Below are 20835 nucleotides of genomic sequence, written 5' to 3' on the forward strand. Positions count from 1 at the left end.
CGCGCTCACCGTGTTCGCCATCGTGCGCGCTCCCGAGCAGGGCTGGGGATCGGCGGCGACGCTCGGCGCGCTGGCCGGCGGGGTCGTGCTGCTGGGAATCTTCCTGGTGATCCAGCGGTCCCGCCGGGTTCCGCTGGTGCGCCTGGGCATCTTCCGCACGCCGAACCTGGGCGCGGCGAACCTGGCGCAGCTCCTGCTGGGCGCCGCGTGGATCCCGATGTGGTACTTCCTCAACCTGTACCTGCAGCAGGTCCTGGGTTACGGCGCGTTCGCCGGCGGCGCGGCGCTGCTCCCGATGACCCTGCTGATCGTGATCCTGATGGTCGGCGTGGCGCCGCGCCTGATCGCCCGCTTCGGGTCGAAGGCCCTGATCGTGGCGGGACTGTGGGCGCTGGCGGCGGGCCTGGTGTGGTTGTCGTTCGTCCGGCCGACCGGCTCGTTCGTGGTCGACGTGCTGCCGGCGTCGCTCGTCGCCGCGCTCGGTCAGGCGCTGGCGTTCATCCCGTCGCTGGGCATGGCGATCTCCAGCGCGAAACCGGAGGAGGGCGGGCTCGCGTCCGGGATCGTCAACACCGCCTACCAGATCGGCTCGGCGCTCGGCCTGGCCGCGATGACCGCCGTCGGTCTCTCGTTCGGGGCCGGTGAACTCGGCGACGCGGCCGCCCTCACCGACGGCTTCTCCGCCGCCTTCCTGGGCGCGGCCGCGATCGCCGTGGCCGGCGGGTTCCTCGGGCTGGCCACGATCCGCACCGCCCGGGCCGAGTCCGCGCCGAAGCAGGAGGTGACGAGCCTCTGAACCCCGGCGACTGTTCCTCGGGAAGCGGCCGATGAGCGGCGAAAACGCTCGTCGGCCGTTCTCGCGTCGTGGGCTACCGGGCTTGTTCCAGGGGGTTCCGGACGATGCGGGTGGCGAGGTCGTTGCCGATCGCGGCCGCCGCGGAGCTGTCCGGCTTGCGCTTGGCCTGGTCCTGGAAGCACCGCACGAACTCCTCGGCCAGGGTCAACCGGGGATACCGGTCCATCACCTCGGCCTGGAACCCGGCGGGGAAATCGTCGAGGTGGCGGCCCGTGATGTCGACCCCGGTGGAGCGGGCCAGGAGGAAGCCCTCCGGGTCCTCGTCCTGGTCCACCTCGCGCCACATGTGCCGGACGATCACCTCCGACAGGCGCTCCCGCCGCTGCCGCGGCCACCCGGCTCCCGCGGCGAACACCCACGCGACGTGACCGCCGGCGACCTCGAAGGGCACCGTGTGGCTGTCGAACTCCGCGACCAGCCCGACGTCGTGCAGCAACGCCGCGACGAACAGCAACTCGGCGTCGAAGGCCACGTCGTGCGCGTCCCCGTAGGCCGCGGCCCACACGTACGCGCGGAACGAGTGGTTCAGCAGCGCGGGCGAGGTGTAGGTCTTCGCCACGTCGATCGCATTGAGACAGACGGGACTGTCCGGAAGGGAGACATCGGTGAGCCGCATGCGCTCATTGTCGCGGAAAAACGGGTACCCATGACAGGGACAGGCACGCGGACGCCGGGGCGACGGACACTGCGACCATGAGTTCATCGGGATCAGCCACCACCCAGGCGCCGGGCTTCGCGCGCACCCGCGTCGGAGCTCTCACCGTGACCACCGTGTACGACGGGGCGCTGCCGATCCACGCGGCCGACATGCACGGCGAGTCCCCGCAGCGGATCACCGAGCTGCTGGCCGACGGTTTCCTCCCACCGGAGGGCGACCCGCTGACGGCCGTGAACACCTTCCTGTTCACGTTTGCCGGGCGCACCGTGCTGGTCGACGCGGGGGCCGGCACGTCCCTCGGCCCGGGCACCGGTCATCTGACGGCGAACCTGCGCGCCGCGGGAACCCCGCCCGAGCAGGTCGACGACATCCTCATCACGCACCTGCACCCCGATCACGTCTTCGGCCTGCTCACGCCGGACGGGGACGCCGCGTTCCCCGGCGCGACCGTGCACGTGGCGGCCGCGGACGCCGAGCACTGGCTGGACGAGGAGGCCGCCACGCGGGCCGAGGGCGTGCAGGCGCAGATCCACCAGTGGGCCGGGCAGGCGCTGGCGCCCTACCGCGCGCGAGGCCGGTTGTCCACTTTCGACTACGGCGACTCCCCCGTGCCCGGCGTGACGGCCATCGACCTGCACGGCCACACGCCTGGCCACAGCGGCTACCTCGTCGGCGACGCGGAGCTGCTGTTGTGGGGCGACACGATGCACTGCCACACGGTGCAGCTGCCCGCCCCGCACGTGGTGATGGCGATCGACAGCGATCACGAGGCCGCCCGCGCCGCGCGCCTGCGGTTGCTGGACGAGATCCGCACGCATGGCTGGACAATCGGCGGCGCACACCTGCCCTTCCCCGGCATCGGACACATCCACTTCCGCGACGGCGAGGCACGGTGGGTGCCTGTGCCGTTCCGCCCGCTGGCCTGAACACGCCCGCCGCCCGTCGGGTGCTGGACCAGATCCGCACCCGCGGGCGGGCGGTCGCGGCCCCTCCCCAAGCAACGAGCAAACCCGCTTCCGCCACGGCCAAACCCACTGGACGCCGGTGCCGTTCCGCCCGCTGGCCCGAACACCCCCGCCGTCCGCCTGCGGGTGCTGGACCAAATCCGCACCCGCAACCCGGCGATCGCAGCCCTTCCCACGCAACGGACCAAACCCGCTGCCGCGACAGCCAACCCCACTGGACGCCTGTGCCCTGCCGCCCCGCTGGCCCGAACACCCCCGCCGCCTGCGGGTGCTGGACCAATTCCGCACCGCAGCCGGGCGATCGCGGCCCGCGCCCGGCGTTGGACGCGCCCCGGTTCCGTGACGGCGAGCCCCACTGGCTCCCCACGCCGTTCGACCTCTCGCCCTCGACCGGAAACACGCCGGTGGCCGCCCCGTCATGAGGCGGCCACCGGCTCGGCTTCTCAGCCCAGTACGCGGGCGAGGAACTCCTCGAAGGTCGTGGGCGTGGCGGTTTCGGCGGTCCGCGGCTGGGTCATCGCGATGCGGCGTTCGGCGACGTCACTGGTCATGGCCGTGGTGCCGTCGGCCATGTGGGCGGAGAAACCACCGGCGAGGAGGGAATCGCGCAGGGTGGCGGCGTCGATCTGTTCGTAGCGGGCGCCGGGGCGTCCGAGTGCCTTGCCGATGGCCGCGGTGATCTCGGCGAGGGTGATGTCGCGCGGCCCCTGCAGCTCGACGGTTCGGGTGCCCGCGGCGCGCCGTCCGGTGAGGAGGTCGGCGGCGACCTGCCCGATGTCGGCCGTGTCGATGGCCGGGAGGGGAAGATCGGCTGGGATGAGCCCGCGGGCGACGCCGGTGGCGCGGATCTCCTCGATCATCGGCAGGGTGTTCTCCATGAACCACCCCGGCCGCAGGTGGGTCGGTTCCACGCCGGGCAGGGTGTCGAGCGCCTCCTCCAGCGGGCGCAGACCCCACACCGGTCCGCGGGCGCCGTCGTAGTTGGCGGCCCAGCCGCTGAGGCTCACGATCCGGGTGAGACCGGGCACGGCGGCGAGCGCCTCGCGGTGGGCGCTGATCACGCGTCGCTGGTAGGCGGGGTAGTCGGTGCTGCCGGGGATGAGGCCGGGCGCGATCATGACGAACGCCGCCTCGGCGCCGTCGAACGCGCCGCGGAGGCTGCCGGGGTCGTCGTTGCGGGCTTCGACGGCTTCGGCTCCGCGGTCGGCGAACCGCTGGAGGCGGGCCCGGTCGCGGCCGAGCACGCGGACCTTCTCGCCGGCGGCCAGGAGCGCCTCGGCGACGGCGGAACCGGTGTTGCTGGTGGCGGACGAGACGACGATCATCTGTGTTCCTCTGGTTCGGACGGTGATCAACTGGCGGTGAGTGAGCCGAGCAGGGCGAGTCGCTCCGCCGACGGGGTGCCGGCCTCGGCCGCGCTGATGATCAGCCGCTGCCCCGGGTCGTCGGGCAGGCGGAGGATCTCCTCGTTCAGCTCGAGCTCGCCGACCACGGGGTGCCGGTAGCGGCGGACAGTGTGCAGGCAATCCCGCACCGGGTGGTCCCGCCACAGGCGGGCGAAGTCGTCGCTGCCAGTGGCGAGGTCGGACACGAGCTGGTGGAGCGCGAGGTCGTCGGGCCGTTCGGCCGTGGCCATCCGCAGGTAGGCGACGAGGTCTTCGGCCTGGCGTTCCCAGTCGGCGAACAACGCGCGGGCCGCCGGGTCGAGGAAGACCCGGCGGGCCTGGTTGGGCGCCTGGGCCGTGCCGATGGTGGCGATCTCCTCGGGGGTGAGCCCCCACAGGGCGTATCCGAGCGGGTTGCCGGCGAGGATGTCGGTGCGCCGGCCGACGAGCACGGCGGCACCGCGGCTGCCCGCGACGAGGTCGCGCACGGGGGCGCGGACCTGGTCCTCGTGGCCGGCGCCGCGCACCGGCGGGAGGGCGCGCGCCAGCCGGTGCAGGTGGGCGCGCTCGTCGGGCGACAGCTTCAGCACCCGGGCGATGGCGTCGAGGACGGCGTCGGAAACCTGGTGGTTCTCGCCCTGTTCGAGGCGGGTGTAGTAGGTCGTGCTGACCCCCGCCAGCTCGGCGAGTTCCTCGCGCCGCAGCCCCGGCACGCGCCGCCGGTCGCCGTAGGAGGGGGCGATCCCGAGCTGCTCGGGGGTGACCGCCGCGCGGCGGGACCGCAGGAACTCGCCCAGCTCGCCGGCGGAGGACTTGCCGGCCCTCGACTGACTCATGAAGCCAGTTTCCCTCGCGATCGCCTCCCGTTGCCTGTCCACGCGGTGGGTAGGAACGCATCGGTAACATCGGGCTCGCGACCAGGTTTCGCAGTGCCGGCAGGGGGAGCACCGGGGATGCACACCGTCACCGACGCCTTTTACGGTGACCTGAAAGCCGACGTCGACCAGGACGCGGGCGTTGTCGAACTGTCCGGACCCGGCGTGCCCGCGGTCGAGATCCGCCGTCTCGTGCCCGCGCGGGCCGACGCGCACGTACCCATCGGAACCCGGCAGGCTCAGCAGCTCGGCGTCCGCATCGATGGCCGTCGTGCCGTCATCACGCCGGGGCCCGGCGAACTGCGCCGCCGCACCTACCGGGTCGATCTCGCCTGGGATCAGCATCACTACCAGTTGAAGCCCAACAGCAGCGCGACGAGCCGGCTCGTCCGGAACGGTCGTCAGGTCGCCGACTTCTCCGTGGACGGCGATGGCGATTTCATCGTGTACTGGCTGGCCACCCGCGACGAGACGATCGCCGCGGACGCCGCCGTCGGCTACGCCCTGTCACTGGCGTTCGGCACTGGCGCCCACACCGTGATCGGGATGATCCTCAGCGGGATCGGAGCTCTGTTGCCCGGCTGAGGGCTGCGCCCGGAAGGCTAAGCGGGGAGCAGCGCGTAGTAGCCGTCGGGTGGCGCGCCGGGCCCGTGCCACGGCGACGTGGCGGGCCACGCTGGCGCACCGGAGGGTGGGGTCGCGACGTCCCGCAGGACGTAGCGCGGCGTGAGCGGCGCGGGGGTCCGGTCGAGGAAGTGGTAGTTCAGGCGGAGCAGCCACCGCTTGACCGGCCCCGCCTGCGCGGTCACGGTGTCGATCGCGGAGATCAGCTGGGTGCGGTCGGAGAACTGGTCGAGGACGGTGCACTCGCAGAAGTAGGCGATGGCCCCGATCTCGCCTTCGAGGCGGACGGGCTGGTCGCCGACGAGGGCCTTCAGCTCCCGGCCTGCGGTCGCGTACTGCGCGGGGCTGGCCCAGTTCGTGGTCACCGCCGCCCGCTGCCAGGGCACACCGTGCTGCAGGACGAACCCCAGCTGGCACACGACGAGGAGACCCACGGGGAGAGCGAGCCCGCGGGCGACCGCGCTGACGGCGAGGGCGGCGAACAGGGAGAGGCAGATCAGCGACGGCGCGTAGTACCAGTGGTAGGGCGGCACGCCGAGGACGGTGTAGGCGAGGTAGTGCAGGATTCCCGCGAGCCCCAGCGCGGCCGGGAGGGTCAGCTGTGCCCGCCGCCGCGCCCAGACGGCGAGGGCGAGCACGCCGAGCACCGCCGGGAGGAAGGCCAGCACGATCGCCGCCGGGTAGAAGCGCAGCAGGAGGAGCGGTCCTTCGCCGAACTGGTAGCCGCCCCAGGATCGCTGCTGGGTCTTGATGAGCAGCGTGTCCGGCACGAAGGACCCCAGGGCGAGCCAGCTGAACAGGAACCAGGGCCCGGCGACCACCCCCGCCGCCGCGGCCGCCTTCCACCAGGAACGCCACAACGCCCGGGAGGCGACGAACAGGACGACGACGATGATCGCCAGATCGAGCCGGGTCAGCACCGCCAGCCCCGCGCACACGCCGAAGGCTGCGGCCCGAGCCTCCACGGCGGCCATCAGCATGAGCGCCAGCACCGCGGCGGTGAGGGTGACCTCCAGCCCCACCGCGGACAGCAACAGGGGGTTGAGCAGAACGACCAGCCAGGCGGCGACCGCACCCCAGGCGGGCAGGGACAGCGCCCGCGTGACGCGCCGGAGAGCGGTCCCGAGCACGACGTTGGCGAGCACGAACAGGACCCCGAGGGCCCACACCAGGTGCCTGAGCACCGCGGTGAGCGCGCCCAGGATGAGCACGTTCAGCGGGGAGGTCGCGGTGTTCGAGGTCTGCTCGGCGATCAGCCCCCAGTGCCCGTGCAGGCCGAGGTTCCGCGCGTAGCTGAGCGTGATGTAGGAGTCGTCGATGATGCTCGAGTGGACGAGCCAGAAGACGGCGCCCCCCGCGACCGCGAACAGCGCCACATAGCGCGAGGCACCACGCCGCGGCAGCGAAGGACGCGGTGGCGCCGCTTGTGCGGTGAGCATGCAGTTGACCCCCGGAGAAGACCGAACCGGCAGAGTCTAGGCGACTACCGGCCCCCAGCTTGACGAGGATCGCCGATGAGCTCGGTGGAGCAGGATTCCCGGGGATCATTCGTCCGGCAATCGCGTTCAAATGTGCATTTGCCTGAGCTCGGCATTCGCCCCGTAGAGGAGTTCCAAGGCGCGATCGAGAAAACCTTCGACAAGTCGCTCGCACCGAAGTCAATGGCAGGAATCCCCTTCTTCGCGAGGCCGAAGTCGACCTGTCCGATCTCGAGCGCGATGTCCACCTGAAAGCACTCGAACGTGAAGGCTGATTCCGGCAACTCCGGAAAACCGACAGGCTGCCTCGTCACCGGATCGAGCGGCTGCACCCCGGATCCCAAGCGGGGTCAGCGGTCCACCGCGAGCCGTACGCCGAGGCCGATGAAGAGGCCTCCGGTGGCCACGTCGATGCGGCGGCGGGCGGCCCGGCGGTGTCGCAGCCACTCGCCGATGCGGCCGGCCAGCACGCCGACCGTGCCGTCGACCAGGAACTCCATCGCGATGAGGATCGCGCCCAGGATGGCGAACTGCAGCCACACCCGGCCGAGCGACGGGTCCACGAACTGCGGCAGAAGCGCGATCGTGTAGGTGACCATCTTCGGGTTGAGCAGGTTGGTCAGCAGGCCCGTCGCGAAGGCTCGGCGGCCCGTCACGCCGCCCGCGGGCACCTCGCCGGGCACGCCCTTTCGGTGCCGAATCATCTGGACGCCCAGGTACACCAGGTAGATCGCCCCGGCGATGCGCACCACCGTGAACGCCACCGGCACCGCGAGGAACAGCGCCGCCAGCCCGGCCGCCGCGACCGCCACGTGCACCGCCTCGCTGACGGCCACCCCGGCGGTCGCCAGGAGGCCGGCCCGCGGGCCGCCGCGCATGCCGCAGCCGAGGACGAACAGCATGTCCGGTCCGGGGGTGATCATCGCGACGGCTGTGGTCAGCACGAACAGCGCCAGCAGGTTCGGGTCGATCGGCATGGCGGAATCTTCACACGACCCGCCAGGAAGATCACAGCGAGTTTCCGGCTACTCCGGACGGGTGAGCCAGGTGACGCCATTGGGAGGACGGCACCGTTACCGTTCCGTGATACTTTCTCCGCTCGTGTCCCCCCGAATCCCCCGGCGCCGGAACGTGCTCGTGGCCGTCGCGGTGCTGCTCGGCGTCGCGATCGCGGCGGGCGGGCTGCTGACCGTCCGCGGCTTGCGGGACGAGCCGGTGCGCGTCGCAGCCGTGCAGTCCGTCCCGACCACGCCGCCGGTCACCACACCGTCCACCCCGGCGACCACCCCGCCGGCCACGACGACCACCACTCCTCCCCCAGCACCCCCGAGCAGCACCACGACCACCCCGCCCCCGCCGCTGAAGCCGACCACCACGACGACCAAACGCACCACGACCACCGCGAAGAGCACCCCGCGCGCCGACACGTCCCTCACCGGCCAGGTCCTGGCGCTGGTCAACGCCGAACGCGCCACTGCGGGGTGCGGCCCCCTCGGCGCCGACTCCCGCCTCGCCACCGCCGCCCAGAAGCACAGCGACGACATGTCCGCGCGCGGCTACTTCTCCCACACCACACCGGAAGGCCTCACCTTCGCCGACCGCATCAAAGCCGCCGGCTACCCCAGCCCCGGCGCGGAGAACATCGCGAAGGGCTCGACGACCGCCGAGCAGACCGTGAAGATGTGGATGAACTCCGACGGCCACCGCCGCAACATCCTCAACTGCTCCTACACCAAACTCGGCGTGGGCGTGGCGAAGTCCGGCTGGTACTGGACCCAGAACTTCGGCTTCTGAGCGTCCAGGCGCCGCGACGGCAAGCCTCCGTGCACATGGAGGGTGCGTCACCCCCACCCGCCGCTCCCCCGGCGGGGCTTACGGTGAATGTCGTGCAACGCGACAACGAGCTGGGTGACTACCTGCGGGCCCGCCGTCACCTGACGACACCGCGCCAGGCCGGTGTTCCCGACGACCGGGATCGGCGGGTGCCGGGCCTGCGCCGGGAAGAGGTCGCCTTGCTGGCCGGCGTCAGCACCGACTACTACACCCGGCTCGAGCAGGGCCGGGAACGGCACCCGTCCGGCCAGGTGCTGCAGGCCATCGCCCGGGCGCTCCGGCTGGACGACGCTGCTTCTGGTCACCTGTTCCGCCTCGGCCTGCCCGCGGCCGCGTCGCGAGCAGCCACCACCAGGGTCAGCGACGACCTCCTGCGCCTGCTCGGGGGCCTGCACGAATCCCCGGCGTTCATCGTCGGCGCCGCCCAGGACATCCTCGCCGCCAACGCGCTGGCAGCCGCCCTCTACGCCGGGTTCACGCGCTTCGACAACCTGTTGCGGATGATCTTCCTCTACCCGTTCGCCCGCGAGTTCTACCTCGACTGGGACACTGCCGCGGAGACCGCGGCGGCCAATCTGCGCGCGGCATCGGCCGAGTTCCCCGACGACGAGCGCATCGAACGCGTCGTGGGCGAACTGTCCGGGCACAGCCCCGCGTTCACCGCGTTGTGGGAACGCTACGAGATCCGCCCGCGCACGCGCGAGGACAAACACTTCCGCCACCCGCGGGTGGGAGAACTGCACCTGCACTTCGAATCGCTGGCCGTCACCAGCGCACCCGGCCAGCACCTGTCGGTCTACAGCGCGAAACCCGGCAGCGCCACCGCGGACGCGCTCGTCCTGCTGCGCGAGCTGGCCGCGCGACAGGACGAGCAGCGCACACCGACGAGCTCTCGGTGAGCCTGACGGGCAGTGTGGTGCATCCGGCCAGGAGGCGACGATCCGCAATCGGTTGGCATCGAACGCCGGATGCCGCTCAGGCGTCGCCGAACGCGGTCTTCAGCGCGAGGGGCTCCCACTCGTCCATCGACTCGAGGAACGCAGCGAACTTCGTCCGCGCCAGCGCGTAGGCCCTCTCGCCGAGAGGGAGGTGCAGCGGGGGACGTTCGGCGTCGACCGCGCGGAGGATGACGTCGACCGCTTTGCGCGGGTCCCCGGCTTGCAGTCCGTCGTTGTCGGCGCGGTACCTGCGGCGGGCCCCGGCGGTCTCGGCGTACTCCGGCATCTCCGCGGCGGCCACCCGCATCGAGCGGCCGAGGAACTCGGTGCGGAACGGGCCGGGCTCCACGATGATCGTCGCGATCCCGAACGGCGCGACCTCCTGGGCAAGCGCCTCGGACAGGCCCTCCAGGGCGAACTTCGTGGCGTTGTAGTAGCCATCGCCCGCGATGCCCGCGATCCCGGCTCCGGAGGACATCATCACGATCCGCCCGCCACCGGCCTTCCGCAGGAGTGGCAGGACGGCCCGGGTCGTCTCGATCACGCCGAAGACGTTCGTCTCGAACAGTGGCCGGTACTCGTCCGGGGTCCCCTCCTCGATCGCGCCGAGCATGCCGTACCCGGCGTTGTTCACCAGGACGTCGACACCACCGAACTCCCGCTCGGCCAGGGCGGCCGCCGCGGCGGCGTCCCCCGCCTTGGTGACGTCGAGCGCCGTCACCCGGCAGGTCTCCGGGTGACGCGCGAGGAGATCCTCCAGCGACCGTGGATCGCGAGCCGTGGCGACAACCTGGTCACCGCGGCTCAGGGCCGCCTCGGCGAGGACCCGCCCGAGCCCGCCCGAACATCCGGTGATGAGCCACCTGTACGACATGACGCTTCCAATCCCTCGACCGTCTCCGGCGGGCGGAGGAGCCCGCACGTCCTGACCGGATCGACGCTAATGACGTCCCCCGTCCCGCCCCAGGGTGTGTCACACCCACCCGCGCCGGACGCGGCGGATCGGTCAGGGCTCGATCCCCGCGGCCCGCAGCCACACCACCTGACAGGTCTCGGCTGCCTGGTCGAGCGCCTCGCGGGACACCGCTGACGCGTGGTAGAAACTCCGCTCGATCATCCAGCACAACGCGCGCGCGACGGCCCGTGCGCCGTCCGGCCCGTCGTGGTCCGCGGCACCGGCGCGGATCAGGATCGCGGTGATGGCGTCGATGAAGATCTCCGCGGTCTCCGTCCACAAAGCCCCGATCTCGGGGATGGTCGAGGCCTGGTCGATCGCGACGCGCATGATCAGGCCGTGCTCACGCCAGCGGTCGCGGGTGCGCCTCATGGCCGTCTCGATCGCCTCCCGCGGAGGTGCGGGATCGTCGGCCGCGGCGCGGGACTTCTCCCGGAGCGCCTCGACGTTCCTGGCGAAGAGGGCGACCAGCGCCTCCTGCTTGGAGCTGAAGTAGAAGTACATCGACGCACGGGAAAGGCCCGCGCGTTCGGCGATGTCGTTGATCGTCAGCGCATCGAAGCTCTTCACCGCCAGCAGGTCCTCGAGGACTTCGAGGATCTTCAGCTCACGCAGGTCTCCTTTGGACGGCGCGCCGGCCCGCCGCCGCCCCGCTTTGACCGGATCAGGCATGGCCCGCCCCTCCTCTTTCCGTCGGCACCGCTTACGGTGGCACAGCCCGGCCGTCGGGTCTCCGGCGGCCGGGCCGTCACGATCAGTTCGCCGCGATCTGGTGGCCGTCGGGGAAGTCCGTGGACCGCGACAGCTCTTCCCACGCTTCGATGTCCGCGGCCACCGCGGCCCGCCCGCTCGCCACCAGACGCAACGCGTCCGAACCGAGCAGCAGGTGCACCGGCGGCTTCTCCGCCTCGACCACCTTGAGCACGGCCTCGGCGGCCTTGGCGGGATCGCCGAGCTGGTTGCCGCTGGCCGCCTGCCGGGCCGCGCGGATCGGATCGAACAGCTCGTCGTAGTCCGCGATCGACCGCTCGCTCCGCACCATCGAGCGGCCCGCCCAGTCGGTGCGGAACGAACCGGGCTCGAGGATGGTCACCCGCACCCCGAGTCCCGCGACCTCCTTGGCCAGGGTCTCCAGCATGCCCACCACCGCGTACTTGCTGCTGCAGTAGTACGCCAGCCCGGGGACGGTCATCAGCCCGCCCATCGAGCTGACGGCGAGGATGTGCCCGGAGCGCCGCTTGCGCATGCCCGGCAGGACCGCGTGGACAGTGGCCGCCAGACCGAAGACGTTGGTGTCGAACTGCGCGCGCAGTTCGGCCATCGAGGACTCCTCGAACACGCCCTCGTGGCCGTAGCCGGCGTTCGCGATCAGCACGTCGATCGGTCCGACACTGCGCTCGACCTCGCCGACCACGTCGAACACCGCTTGGTCGTCGGTCACGTCGAGCTGGCGCGCGTGGGCGAGTCCGGGCGCGAGGGCCTCGAACTTCTCCAGGTCTTCGGCTTTGCGCACGGTGCCGACCACGGTGTGACCGGCCGCGAGCGCGCCCTGCGCGAAGGCGCGGCCCAGGCCACTGCTCGCGCCGGTGATCAGGAAGGTTCGCTTCGTCATACCCGAAACTCTACACGACGTTGAAAGAAACCGACACGGTGTTGACGAACCGCGCGTTGAACCGCCCGGACGCGCCGGACGTATCCCCCGTCACCGGACGAACCCGACGACGGAGGACAGATGCGTCTACTGATCGTGCTGCTCGGACTCGTGCTCGCCGCGTGCGGGACCGCTCCCGCGAGCCCCGGCGGCAACGACGCGGACATCCGGTTCGCGCAGGAGATGGTGCCCCACCACGAGCAGTCGGTGCGGCTGGCGGGGCTCGCCGAGCAGCGGGCGGAGTCGGAGTTCGTGCGCGCCACCGCGCACGAGATCGCCGAGGAGGAGACCGCGGAGATCGCGCGCATGAACGGCTGGCTGCGCGACTGGAACGCAGGCCACGGCGGCGGCCACGCCGGGCACACGATGCCGGGCATGCTGCCGGAAACCACGTTCACCGCGCTGGAGGACAGCTACGGCGCCGAGTTCGACCGCGCCTGGCTCACCACGATGGCGCAGCACCTCGGCGCCGGCGTGGCGATGGCGCAGGCCGTGCTCTCCACCGGCCAGCACGCGGAAACCCATGCGCTGGCCGAGGAAATCGTGCGTGAACAGCAGGCCCTGATCGGCGAGATCAACGCGCGGCTGGCCCGCTGAACGTCTCCAGCAGCAACTCGGTCAGCACCTCCGCCCGCGCCCCGAACGCCACCTGCGCGTTCGGCTCGCCGGTCGCGTTAGGACGGACGTCCATCACGGTGCGGCCGACGGTCAGGGCGCCGGTCGTCTCGACCTCCACGCGCACCGGGCGGGTCGTGATCACCTCGGGCCGCACCAGGTAGGCCACGCACACCGCGTCGTGCACGGGCGCGGAATCGGGGGCGTTGACACCGTGGCCCGCGGAGTAGGCGTCGATGCGGCGGGTGATCAGGTCGGCGGCCGCGCGGCCGGCCGCGGTGCCCAGCCCGGCGAGCTTCGCGCAGTCGGCGCGGGTGACGAGCGCCTGGTGCGTGGCGTCGAGCGGGACGAGCGTCAGGCGCGGGAACCCGGCCGAGAGGACCATCGCGGCGGCCTCCGGGTCGGCCCAGATGTTGAACTCGGCCGACGGGGTCACGTTGCCGTAGGCGTGCGCGCCACCCATGATCACGATCTCGTCGACGGCGTCCCGGACGCCCGGGTCGGCGGCGAGCACCGTGGCGATGTTGCTCAGCGGCCCGACCGGCACCAGCGTGACCGGCTCGGTCGCGTCGCGCAGGGTGTGCAGCAGGAACTCCACGGCGGACTCGTCCCGCGCGGCGGTCACCGGCGCGGGCAACGGGAGCGCGGAGCCGTGCATGTCCCGGTCCGAGTCGCGTTCGAAGTGCGTCTGCCCCGGGAAGCCGCGCCGCGCGATCGGGTGCGCGAGGCCCGGGTGCACGGGGATGTCCGGCCGCCCGATGGCGTCCAGCACGCGCAGCGTGTTGCCGGTGGTGGCGGACAGCGGCACGTTGCCGTTGACCGTGGTCACCGCGGCCAGGTCGAGTTCGGGGTGCAGGGCGGCCAGCATGATCGCGACCGCGTCGTCGGTGCCGGTGTCGACGTCGAGGATCACCTTGCGTGTCACACGGGCAGCGTCCCACAACGGGAGGCCGTGATCATCCCGATTCCGCGGCGCGCCGGAGCCCGTCGGCCTCCATGGTCACGAACCGGCGGATCCGCGCGCCGAACAGGAGCCCGGCGAGCGGGGCGAGCGGACCGCGCTGCTCGACGCCGAGGACCGCCGTCACCGCGCCGTCACCGCCGGCGGTCAGCCGGTGCCGGCCGACCGACGTGACGCCGCGGGCCTGGGCCTGCCAGGTGAAGCTCCGCCGGTCGGTCAGCTCGGTGACCCGCCACACGAGCGGCGCCAGCCCCGGCTGCTTCACCACCGCTTCGCTGCCCACTCGCAGCGGGCCTGTGGTCCGCAGCCGGACCGAGGACATCGACGCCGTCCAGGTCGGCCACTTCGCCACGTCGGTCAACACGGCCCAGACGGTGTCCAGCCCGGCGTCGATCCGCCTGGTGACCTCGAACTGCATGGCCGGACCGTAGCGGACGCGGCGACGACCGGGTACCGCCGGACGCGGTTTTTCCCGCAGTGGCGGGAAACCCCGCGTCCGGCGGCCGGTGATCAGGTGTCGATCTTCCCGAGTTGCGTCAGCAGTTCCAGCTGGTCGAAGTAGAGGTGGCTGTCGGTCATCTTGCCCGCCCCCACCCGGTGCACCTCGCAGAACGGGATGTCCACCGTCCGCTCGGTCGGGGCGATCTCGCCGGCCGGGGTGACCAGCGGGCCGGTGTGGGTGCCCTGGAAGCGGCCTTCGAGCACGCCTCCGTTGTCGTCGCCGTAGATGGCCACCACGGTGACCCGGTTGTCCGGGAACGCGTCGTGCCACGTCGACCACTCCGCGTCCAGCGCCTCCCGGCCGGCGAGCCGGAAGCCGCCGGGGGCGCGCATTTCGAAGGCGGACTGGTCGGTCATCGCCTGCCAGCCCTCGCGGTCGCCGGCGTTCCACAGGTCGGTCCAGCGCTGGGTGAGGCTGTTGGTGCCGCCCTCGCGGACGGTGGTGAACAGCAGCCGGTACTCGCCGACCGACCGCACCTGCGCGTGGATCCGCGCGAGCGTGTCGGCACGCAGCCGGGCCACGCCGGCGCGGCTGGCGGCCAGGTGCTCGGCCGTCTCGTAGGCCGCGATCACCTGGCAGCGGCCCTGTTCGCGGTCGACCAGCATCTGCGCGCTGCACAGCCCGTCCATCTTCATCAGGCCGGGCAGCGCGGTCTCGCGGAACGCCTGGACCGCCGCGCCGATCTCGCCGGGCGGGCAGTCGATGGTGGTCATCCGGATCCCCGCGCCGGGACCCGGCCTGCTGCGGCGCGCGAACACCGCGACCTCGAAGTGGTCCACGGTGATCATGCCGTCGGCCAGTTCGGCGGCCTCCTTGCGGGAAGCCTCCACGGCGTGCTCGGACAGCGTCATCGATTCCGCGGAGTCCCAGTAGGACCCGACGACGGTGATGCCGAGCGTGCTGTCGGTCAGGACGGCCAGCCCGCGGTTGCCGGCCTGCGCCTCCACGAAGGGGCGCACGGTGGTTTCCAGGTAGTGCGTGACCTCGTCGATCCGGGCGGGGTCGCCGATGAGCGTGTTCATTCGTGCGTACACGGAACCCTCCCTGGGAAGTGCTGGTGGTGCCCGGAACCCTCCAGCGTCGTCCCCGGCGGTGGCGGTGGCTAGGGCCGAAAGACCGGGGCTCAGATCCCCCGCCCGCTCGACTTGAGCTTGTCGACGGCGGTGGAGTCGCCCTCGAACTCGACGCGCACGGCGTCCCTGCCGAAGACGAACAGCAGGAGTTCCACCGGGTCGCCGGTGACGGTGACCTGCTCGGCGCCGCCGCGGACGGTGGCTTCGCGGCCGTCCGTGGTGCGCAGGGTGACGCCGACGGGCACGCGTCGCAGGTTGAGCTTCGCCGCGCCGCGGGCGGCCCGCCAGCCGGCGGCGTCACGGGCGGGGTCGGCGGGGCGCGGTTCCCAGCCCGGCCGTCCGCGGCGCACGTCCTCGTGGTGGACGAGGAACTCGGCGGTGTTGGTGAGCTCGTCGAGCTTGCCGATCGAGGTGGGCCAGTACCAGGCGGGACCGCGCCGCACCCGTTCGACCAGGCGGGACCACGGCTGCGCGGCGATGCCGTCCTGCACGCGCCGGGTGTGCCCGGCCAGCGGCGGCAGGAGGATGCCCAGCGCGGCGTCGGGACGGCTCTCCCGCACGACGAGGTGCGCGGCGAGGTCGCGGGTCAGCCACCCGTCGCACAGGGTGGGCGCGTCCGGCCCGGTCTCGTCCAGCAGGCGGCTCAACTGACGACGTTCCTCGGCGGCGACACCCATGACGCCACCCTACCGGGCGGTAGGGCTCAGGACGGGGCCTCCGCGAGGTGGTGCGTCACCTGGTCCACCGAGCGGCGGCGGGTGGCCGGCGCGCTGAAGCCGTAGCCGAAGCGCAGCACCGCCTGCGGGTGGGTGGGCCGTCCGAGCAGGCGGCGCAGGCTGGACCGCATCGCCGGGACCTCGACCGCCTGCGACAGGAACGACACGCTCACCCCGGCGGTGGTGGCGGTGAGCAGGACGCGTTGCAGCGCCTGGCCGGTGCGGACCTGCGCCAGCGGCACGTCGGTGTAGGAGGACAGCACGGCGAGCAGCGGGGTGCGCTCGTAGGGCCGCTCGCCGCCGCCTCCGCCGAAGCGGCGCAGCGCGAGCTGGGTGCCGGGTTCGGCGCGGGGACCGCCGGCCACCAGCGGCACGCCGTCGTCGCGGGCGCCCTCGGTGACGGTCCAGCGGGCCAGTTCGTCCTGGAACCGCGGGTCGGCGCGCTGGGTCCGCTCCGCGCGGCGCAACAGCATGGCGAGCTCACCGGTGAGGCCCGGCTCCCGCACCAGGGTGAGCTCGGCGCCCTCGGCGAGCGCGGCCCGCACCAGCGCCTCCCGCACGTGCGGGGGCACGGTGCGTTCGGTGAAGGGGCGGCGGTTGCTGCGGCGGTAGGCGATCGCCCTGGCGAGCGCGTGGTCTTCGGGACTCGCGGCTCGCGGGCCGCCGGCGCGGACCGTGGCCAGCCGCACCGGATCGGTGTGGAGTTCCACGACGGGCGTGCGCCCCGCGGCCCGGATCGCGACACGCAGGTTGAGGATCGCGGCGCCACAGGACAACCGTGCCTCGCGCCCGTCTGGGTCGGCTGCCTGCAGGACGCGGTCGCCGTCGAGGAGGACGTCGATCCGGTCGCCGGCGACCTCGAACCGCCAGGGCTGGGAGTTGTGCGGCGACGGCGCGCGCACCGCCGCTTCGAGGGCGGAGCGGATCACGGACATGTGGTTCTCCCGGGGCGGGCTGGAGTGCTTGCCCGGTCCACTGTTCCCGCGCGCGGCCGCGCCGCGGCAGAGCACAAGGTGCCCGACAGCAGGGACTTCGGTCCCTTCGGTGTGCCCGAACGACAGGTCCGAATCCCGCCGGATCAGCCGCCGGAAGGCGGACATCGTGGAGGACATGAACGTTTTCGACAACAAGGTCGCCCTGGTGACCGGCGGTAGCCGTGGCATCGGCGCGGCTGTCGCGCTGCGGCTGGCCGAGGACGGCGCCGATGTGGCGCTGACCTACCAGCGCGGGGCGGAAGCCGCCGCGACGGTGGTCGCGAAGATCGAGGCCACGGGACGGCACGCGCTGGCCATCCAAGCCGACAGCGCGGACCCGGACGCGGTCACCGCCGCCGTGGACCGGGTGGCCGCCCGGCTCGGGCGGCTCGACATCCTGGTCAACAACGCGGGCGTCTACCACACCGGGCCGGTCGCGGAACTCGAGCCGGCGGCGTTCGAGGAGACGGTCGCGGTCAACGTGCGGGCGCCGTTCGTCGCGGCGAAGACGGCCGCCGGGCACATGACCGGGGGCGGCCGCATCATCAACATCGGCAGCAACGTGGCCGAGCGGGTGGTCTTCCCCGGGTTCTCGCTGTACGCCATGAGCAAGTCCGCACTGGCCGGCCTGACCAGGGGGCTCGCCAGGGAACTCGGGCCCCGTGGCATCACCGTCAACCAGATCAACCCGGGACCGATCGGAACCGACATGAACCCGGCGGACAGTCCGTTCGCGGCGACGGCCGCCGGTTTCACCGCCCTCGGGCGGTACGGAACCCCGGCCGAGGTCGCGGCGACCGTGGCGCACCTCGCCGGGGACGGCGGCGCGTATCTGACCGGCGCGATGATCGCCGTGGACGGCGGGTTCAACATCTGAGCCGCACCGCGGGCACCGGCCGGCGGCCGCCGCGGGTTCCCGGCCAGTTCCGGCGCGTTCGGGCGGGTTCCGCGCGGCCCGACCGGGACCGTCCGCGCCTTCCGGCTCAGGCCGCGCATTCCCGGCCGGTCCCGGTGCGTTCCCGGCCAGATCCGCGCTGTCCCGGCCGGGGCCGGTGCGTTCCCGATCAGGCTCGCGCATTCCCGGGCCGCCCTGGTGCGTTCCCCATCAGGTCCGCGCGTACGCGGTCAGGCTCGCGCGGTCCCGGCCACCGCCCACCCGCGCATCCCGCGCCGTCGTCCGCGCGGTCCCGGTCGAGCACACATGTTCCCGGTTACGCCCGGGCGCCACCCGCGCGGCGCCGGGCGCTGCCGCAGCGGCTCGCGATCCCTACGCGCTGACCGCCTCCTCGTCGGCGCCCACGATGTGGTCCACGAAGCCGTAGGCGAGCGCCTCTTTGGCGTCGAACCAGCGGTCGCGGTCGGCGTCGGCCACGATGCGGTCCAGCGGCTGGCCCGTTTGGCGCGCCGTGATCTCCGCGAGGCGGCGCTTCATGCGGCCGAACACCTCCGCCTGGATCGCGATGTCGGTGGCCTCCCCGCCGATGCCCGCCGACGGCTGGTGCATCACCACCCGCGTGTTCGGCAGCAGATAGCGCTTTCCGGGCGTGCCGGAGGACAGCAGGAACTGGCCCATCGACGCCACGAAACCCAGGCCCCACGTGGAGACGTCGGGCTGGATCAAGCGCATCGTGTCGTAGATCGCCATGCCAGCGGTCACCGAACCGCCCGGCGAGTTGATGTAGAAGGTGATGTCCTTGCGCGGATCCTCGGCCGCCAGCAGCAACAGCTGCGCGGTGATGCGGTTGGCGACCGCGTCGGTCACCTCCGAGCCGAGGAACACGATGCGGTCGCGCAACAGCTGCTCGAAGACCGAATCGTCCAAAGAGGCCGACGCGCTCGCCGACGGAAGAATTCGCAGAGTCATGCCCCGAACCTAGGCGGCGCAACCATTTCCGGACAGGCGTGTTCGCCCTGAGCGTGTTCGCCACAAGCGATCAACCCGCGTCGATCAGCCCCTCGCGAATCGCGAACAACGCCGCTTGCGTCCGCGACGGCAGCTGCAGCTTCGTCAGCACGTGGCTCACATGAGTGCGCGCCGTCCGCTCACTGATCGACAGCTTCGTCGCGATCTGCCGGTTGGACAGCCCCTTCGCGACCAGCGCCAGGATCGTCCGCTCGCGCGCGGTGAGCGCCGCGAGCCCCATCGGCGGCGACACCAGCTGCCGCGTCAGCCGGGCCGCCACCGCCGGGTCCAGGTGCACCTCGCCCCGCGCGGCGGACCGGATCGCGGCCGCGACCTCGTCCGGATCGGCATCCTTGAGCAGGTACCCGGCCGCCCCGGCCTGCAGCGCCACGTGCACGCGCTCGGTCTCGCCGAAGCTGGTCAGCACCACCACCCGCACGCCCGGGTACTTCGCGGTGATCGCCTTGAGGGCGGTGATGCCGTCCACCTTGGGCATCAGCACGTCCATCAGCACGACCTGCGGCAGCTCGCCCTGCGCGGCCAGCCGCGCCAGCTCCGCCAGGGCCCGCTCGCCGTCGGCGGCCTCGGCGACCACCTCGATGCCCTCGGCGCTTTCCAGGTAGGCCGCGATGCCGCGCCGCACCACGGCGTGGTCGTCGACCACCAGCACCCCGATCACGCCGGTCACCGCGGGCACGGCATCCGCACCCTGACCCGGCACCCGGCGGCGGTGTTGCCGATCTCCATCGTTCCCCTCCAGCGCTGGGCTCGTTCCCGCATGGACACCACGCCGAGCCCGCCCGCGGGCGGCCCGGTCAGCCCGATCCCGTCGTCGCAGATCTCGACCACCAGTTCCCCGCCCGCCCTGGACACGCTGACCACCGCGGTGGTCGCCTGGGCGTGCTTGACGACGTTGTGCAGGCCCTCCTGCACGATCCGGAACACGTCCTCGGCCTGCTCGGCGGGCAGTTCCGGCTGCTCGCCCGACCAGAACCGGATCTTCACCCCGGAGGACGCCTGCACCGACTCAGCCAGCGTCCGCACCGCCTCGCCGAGCCCGCGCCCCGCCAGCTCCAGCGGGTGCAGCTGCAGCACCAGGCCGCGCAGGTCGGCCAGCGCCTGCTGGGCCAGGTCGAGCAGTTCGTCGGCGATGTCGCGCACCTTGCCGTCGCCGGCGTGCGCGCGCAGCGCCTTGGCCTGCATCCGCATCGAAAACACCTGCTGCACCACCGAGTCGTGCAGCTCGCGCGCCAGCCGGGCCCGCTCCTCCAGCCGCGCCTCCTGCCGGGAGCGGGCCAGCAGGTCGGCCGAGTCGACGGCCATCGCGGCCTGGTCGGCCATCGCCTCCAGGAACTCCAGCATCTCCCCCGCCGGGTCCTCGCCCGGCGAGTAGAACGCGTTGAGCACGCCGACCGCGCGGCCGCGCACCACGAGCGGGACCGCGGCGAAGGTGTCCCAGTCGGGGGCGCCCATGATCGCGTGCAGCGGGCCCCACGCGGGATCGGCCAGCACCGCGGCCTTGCGGTGCGGCACGACGATCCGCTTCTGGGCCTGGAACGCTTCGACGAACATCAGCCGGGCGCCCAGCCGGCGGCACTCCTCCAGGCGTTCGGTGAAGTCGTCGGCGTCGGTGAACCCGGCCTTGCCGACGACCCGCATGGTGCCGCCCTCGACACGCAGGATCTGCACGGCCGCGATGTGCGTGGCCTGCACGACCTCCCGCGCCACGACGTCGAGCGTCACGCTCAGCGAGGCCGCGTCGGCGACGCTGGACGCGGCGCGCGCGATCGCGGCGAGCCGGCGTTGCCCGTCACCGGCCGTCCGCGCACCGCGGTGGCAGGCGCTCGTCAGTTCGGTCAAGCTGGACCCCTTC

General features: G+C 72.3%; 24 protein-coding genes. 7 read left to right on the top strand and 17 right to left on the bottom strand.

Annotation, left to right across the window (positions count from 1 at the left end):
* A partial coding sequence (locus ABZ193_RS24290) for an MFS transporter (RefSeq protein WP_354711561.1) occupies window positions 1–796 on the top strand: 796 nt, incomplete at its 5' end.
* Window positions 797–869: 73 nt separating this feature from the next.
* Here ABZ193_RS24290 and ABZ193_RS24295 read toward each other — a convergent pair.
* Window positions 870–1472 (bottom strand): HD domain-containing protein, encoded by a 603-nt coding sequence (locus ABZ193_RS24295; RefSeq protein ID WP_354711563.1) that lies wholly within the window; start codon window positions 1470–1472, stop codon window positions 870–872.
* 77 nt (window positions 1473–1549) lie between these two features.
* Between ABZ193_RS24295 and ABZ193_RS24300 the strand changes: the two genes are divergently transcribed.
* A complete protein-coding gene (locus ABZ193_RS24300) occupies window positions 1550–2440 on the top strand; it encodes an MBL fold metallo-hydrolase (RefSeq protein ID WP_354711565.1) in 891 nt (296 codons plus the stop codon).
* Window positions 2441–2922: 482 nt separating this feature from the next.
* Here the strand turns inward: ABZ193_RS24300 and ABZ193_RS24305 are convergent, their stop codons facing one another.
* Window positions 2923–3804 (bottom strand): NmrA family NAD(P)-binding protein, encoded by an 882-nt coding sequence (locus ABZ193_RS24305; RefSeq protein ID WP_354711567.1) that lies wholly within the window; start codon window positions 3802–3804, stop codon window positions 2923–2925.
* Window positions 3805–3830: 26 nt separating this feature from the next.
* Window positions 3831–4700 carry a helix-turn-helix transcriptional regulator gene (locus tag ABZ193_RS24310; RefSeq protein WP_354711569.1) on the bottom strand — a complete coding sequence of 290 codons (870 nt, stop codon included), beginning with the start codon at window positions 4698–4700 and terminating at the stop codon, window positions 3831–3833.
* Between the two features lie 117 nt (window positions 4701–4817).
* On the opposite strand from ABZ193_RS24310, the gene ABZ193_RS24315 reads away from it, so the two are divergent.
* Window positions 4818–5324 carry a hypothetical protein gene (locus tag ABZ193_RS24315; protein ID WP_354711571.1) on the top strand — a complete coding sequence of 169 codons (507 nt, stop codon included), beginning with the start codon at window positions 4818–4820 and terminating at the stop codon, window positions 5322–5324.
* Between the two features lie 17 nt (window positions 5325–5341).
* On the opposite strand, the gene ABZ193_RS24320 is transcribed toward ABZ193_RS24315, so the two are convergent.
* The 3 genes from ABZ193_RS24320 to ABZ193_RS24330 form a co-directional block, all read right to left on the bottom strand.
* On the bottom strand, window positions 5342–6739 hold the full coding sequence (locus ABZ193_RS24320) for a hypothetical protein (protein WP_354711573.1): 1398 nt from the start codon (window positions 6737–6739) through the stop codon (window positions 5342–5344).
* A gap of 107 nt (window positions 6740–6846) precedes the next feature.
* Window positions 6847–7173 (bottom strand): hypothetical protein, encoded by a 327-nt coding sequence (locus tag ABZ193_RS24325; RefSeq protein WP_157358367.1) that lies wholly within the window; start codon window positions 7171–7173, stop codon window positions 6847–6849.
* An 18-nt stretch (window positions 7174–7191) separates the two neighbouring features.
* The gene (locus tag ABZ193_RS24330) at window positions 7192–7818 is read right to left on the bottom strand and encodes a LysE family translocator (RefSeq protein ID WP_020416082.1); all 627 of its coding nucleotides are present in this window, start codon (window positions 7816–7818) and stop codon (window positions 7192–7194) included.
* Between the two features lie 124 nt (window positions 7819–7942).
* Between ABZ193_RS24330 and ABZ193_RS24335 the strand changes: the two genes are divergently transcribed.
* Window positions 7943–8635, top strand: a complete 693-nt coding sequence (locus tag ABZ193_RS24335; protein WP_063710125.1) for a CAP domain-containing protein — start codon at window positions 7943–7945, stop codon at window positions 8633–8635.
* Window positions 8636–8727: 92 nt separating this feature from the next.
* Window positions 8728–9573, top strand: a complete 846-nt coding sequence (locus ABZ193_RS24340) for a helix-turn-helix transcriptional regulator (RefSeq protein WP_354711576.1) — start codon at window positions 8728–8730, stop codon at window positions 9571–9573.
* Window positions 9574–9649: 76 nt separating this feature from the next.
* Here the strand turns inward: ABZ193_RS24340 and ABZ193_RS24345 are convergent, their stop codons facing one another.
* The 3 genes from ABZ193_RS24345 to ABZ193_RS24355 form a co-directional block, all read right to left on the bottom strand.
* On the bottom strand, window positions 9650–10486 hold the full coding sequence (locus ABZ193_RS24345; RefSeq protein ID WP_354711578.1) for an oxidoreductase: 837 nt from the start codon (window positions 10484–10486) through the stop codon (window positions 9650–9652).
* Between the two features lie 132 nt (window positions 10487–10618).
* Window positions 10619–11239 carry a TetR/AcrR family transcriptional regulator gene (locus ABZ193_RS24350; protein ID WP_237337979.1) on the bottom strand — a complete coding sequence of 207 codons (621 nt, stop codon included), beginning with the start codon at window positions 11237–11239 and terminating at the stop codon, window positions 10619–10621.
* An 82-nt stretch (window positions 11240–11321) separates the two neighbouring features.
* Window positions 11322–12179 carry an oxidoreductase gene (locus ABZ193_RS24355; RefSeq protein ID WP_354711580.1) on the bottom strand — a complete coding sequence of 286 codons (858 nt, stop codon included), beginning with the start codon at window positions 12177–12179 and terminating at the stop codon, window positions 11322–11324.
* 120 nt (window positions 12180–12299) lie between these two features.
* Here ABZ193_RS24355 and ABZ193_RS24360 point away from each other — a divergent pair, with 120 nt between their 5' ends.
* Window positions 12300–12815: a DUF305 domain-containing protein gene (locus ABZ193_RS24360; protein WP_354711582.1), complete on the top strand. Its 516-nt coding sequence runs from the start codon at window positions 12300–12302 to the stop codon at window positions 12813–12815.
* On the opposite strand, the gene ABZ193_RS24365 is transcribed toward ABZ193_RS24360, so the two are convergent.
* The 5 genes from ABZ193_RS24365 to ABZ193_RS24385 all read right to left on the bottom strand — a co-directional run bounded on the left by ABZ193_RS24365 (window position 12793) and on the right by ABZ193_RS24385 (window position 17020).
* A complete protein-coding gene (locus ABZ193_RS24365; protein WP_354711584.1) occupies window positions 12793–13758 on the bottom strand; it encodes a nucleoside hydrolase in 966 nt (321 codons plus the stop codon). The genes ABZ193_RS24360 and ABZ193_RS24365 overlap by 23 nt on opposite strands.
* Window positions 13759–13789: 31 nt before the next feature.
* The gene (locus ABZ193_RS24370; protein ID WP_354711586.1) at window positions 13790–14212 is read right to left on the bottom strand and encodes an SRPBCC family protein; all 423 of its coding nucleotides are present in this window, start codon (window positions 14210–14212) and stop codon (window positions 13790–13792) included.
* 92 nt (window positions 14213–14304) lie between these two features.
* Window positions 14305–15330, bottom strand: coding sequence for an ester cyclase (locus ABZ193_RS24375; protein ID WP_237337984.1), 1026 nt, complete (start codon window positions 15328–15330; stop codon window positions 14305–14307).
* Between the two features lie 89 nt (window positions 15331–15419).
* Complete coding sequence (locus ABZ193_RS24380; RefSeq protein WP_354711588.1) at window positions 15420–16046, bottom strand: TIGR03085 family metal-binding protein; 627 nt, start codon at window positions 16044–16046, stop codon at window positions 15420–15422.
* Window positions 16047–16072: 26 nt separating this feature from the next.
* Window positions 16073–17020, bottom strand: a complete 948-nt coding sequence (locus tag ABZ193_RS24385; RefSeq protein ID WP_354711590.1) for a nitroreductase — start codon at window positions 17018–17020, stop codon at window positions 16073–16075.
* Window positions 17021–17195: 175 nt separating this feature from the next.
* Between ABZ193_RS24385 and ABZ193_RS24390 the strand changes: the two genes are divergently transcribed.
* On the top strand, window positions 17196–17936 hold the full coding sequence (locus tag ABZ193_RS24390) for an SDR family oxidoreductase (RefSeq protein ID WP_354711592.1): 741 nt from the start codon (window positions 17196–17198) through the stop codon (window positions 17934–17936).
* Window positions 17937–18326: 390 nt separating this feature from the next.
* Here the strand turns inward: ABZ193_RS24390 and ABZ193_RS24395 are convergent, their stop codons facing one another.
* The 3 genes from ABZ193_RS24395 to ABZ193_RS24405 all read right to left on the bottom strand — a co-directional run bounded on the left by ABZ193_RS24395 (window position 18327) and on the right by ABZ193_RS24405 (window position 20822).
* The gene (locus ABZ193_RS24395) at window positions 18327–18923 is read right to left on the bottom strand and encodes an ATP-dependent Clp protease proteolytic subunit (RefSeq protein WP_354711593.1); all 597 of its coding nucleotides are present in this window, start codon (window positions 18921–18923) and stop codon (window positions 18327–18329) included.
* 70 nt (window positions 18924–18993) lie between these two features.
* Complete coding sequence (locus ABZ193_RS24400) at window positions 18994–19659, bottom strand: response regulator transcription factor (RefSeq protein WP_020416097.1); 666 nt, start codon at window positions 19657–19659, stop codon at window positions 18994–18996.
* A complete protein-coding gene (locus ABZ193_RS24405; protein ID WP_020416098.1) occupies window positions 19647–20822 on the bottom strand; it encodes a GAF domain-containing sensor histidine kinase in 1176 nt (391 codons plus the stop codon). Before ABZ193_RS24405 ends, ABZ193_RS24400 begins: the two co-directional genes overlap by 13 nt.
* Window positions 20823–20835: the final 13 nt, after the last annotated feature.

It is taken from the genome of Amycolatopsis sp. NPDC006125 (genome assembly GCF_040614195.1).
GTDB classification, from domain to species: domain Bacteria; phylum Actinomycetota; class Actinomycetes; order Mycobacteriales; family Pseudonocardiaceae; genus Amycolatopsis_E; species Amycolatopsis_E tucumanensis.

Excerpts from the sequence above, each read along its gene's own strand:
- ABZ193_RS24395 (WP_354711593.1), bottom strand. The coding sequence starts at position 18,923 with ATGACTCTGCGAATTCTTCCGTCGGCGAGCGCGTCGGCCTCTTTGGAC.
- ABZ193_RS24295 (WP_354711563.1), bottom strand. The coding sequence starts at position 1,472 with ATGCGGCTCACCGATGTCTCCCTTCCGGACAGTCCCGTCTGTCTCAAT.
- ABZ193_RS24330 (WP_020416082.1), bottom strand. The coding sequence starts at position 7,818 with ATGCCGATCGACCCGAACCTGCTGGCGCTGTTCGTGCTGACCACAGCC.
- ABZ193_RS24355 (WP_354711580.1), bottom strand. The coding sequence starts at position 12,179 with ATGACGAAGCGAACCTTCCTGATCACCGGCGCGAGCAGTGGCCTGGGC.
- ABZ193_RS24300 (WP_354711565.1), top strand. The coding sequence starts at position 1,550 with ATGAGTTCATCGGGATCAGCCACCACCCAGGCGCCGGGCTTCGCGCGC.
- ABZ193_RS24390 (WP_354711592.1), top strand. The coding sequence starts at position 17,196 with ATGAACGTTTTCGACAACAAGGTCGCCCTGGTGACCGGCGGTAGCCGT.
- ABZ193_RS24380 (WP_354711588.1), bottom strand. The coding sequence starts at position 16,046 with ATGGGTGTCGCCGCCGAGGAACGTCGTCAGTTGAGCCGCCTGCTGGAC.
- ABZ193_RS24385 (WP_354711590.1), bottom strand. The coding sequence starts at position 17,020 with ATGTCCGTGATCCGCTCCGCCCTCGAAGCGGCGGTGCGCGCGCCGTCG.
- ABZ193_RS24315 (WP_354711571.1), top strand. The coding sequence starts at position 4,818 with ATGCACACCGTCACCGACGCCTTTTACGGTGACCTGAAAGCCGACGTC.
- ABZ193_RS24305 (WP_354711567.1), bottom strand. The coding sequence starts at position 3,804 with ATGATCGTCGTCTCGTCCGCCACCAGCAACACCGGTTCCGCCGTCGCC.
- ABZ193_RS24360 (WP_354711582.1), top strand. The coding sequence starts at position 12,300 with ATGCGTCTACTGATCGTGCTGCTCGGACTCGTGCTCGCCGCGTGCGGG.
- ABZ193_RS24310 (WP_354711569.1), bottom strand. The coding sequence starts at position 4,700 with ATGAGTCAGTCGAGGGCCGGCAAGTCCTCCGCCGGCGAGCTGGGCGAG.
- ABZ193_RS24345 (WP_354711578.1), bottom strand. The coding sequence starts at position 10,486 with ATGTCGTACAGGTGGCTCATCACCGGATGTTCGGGCGGGCTCGGGCGG.
- ABZ193_RS24350 (WP_237337979.1), bottom strand. The coding sequence starts at position 11,239 with ATGCCTGATCCGGTCAAAGCGGGGCGGCGGCGGGCCGGCGCGCCGTCC.
- ABZ193_RS24370 (WP_354711586.1), bottom strand. The coding sequence starts at position 14,212 with ATGCAGTTCGAGGTCACCAGGCGGATCGACGCCGGGCTGGACACCGTC.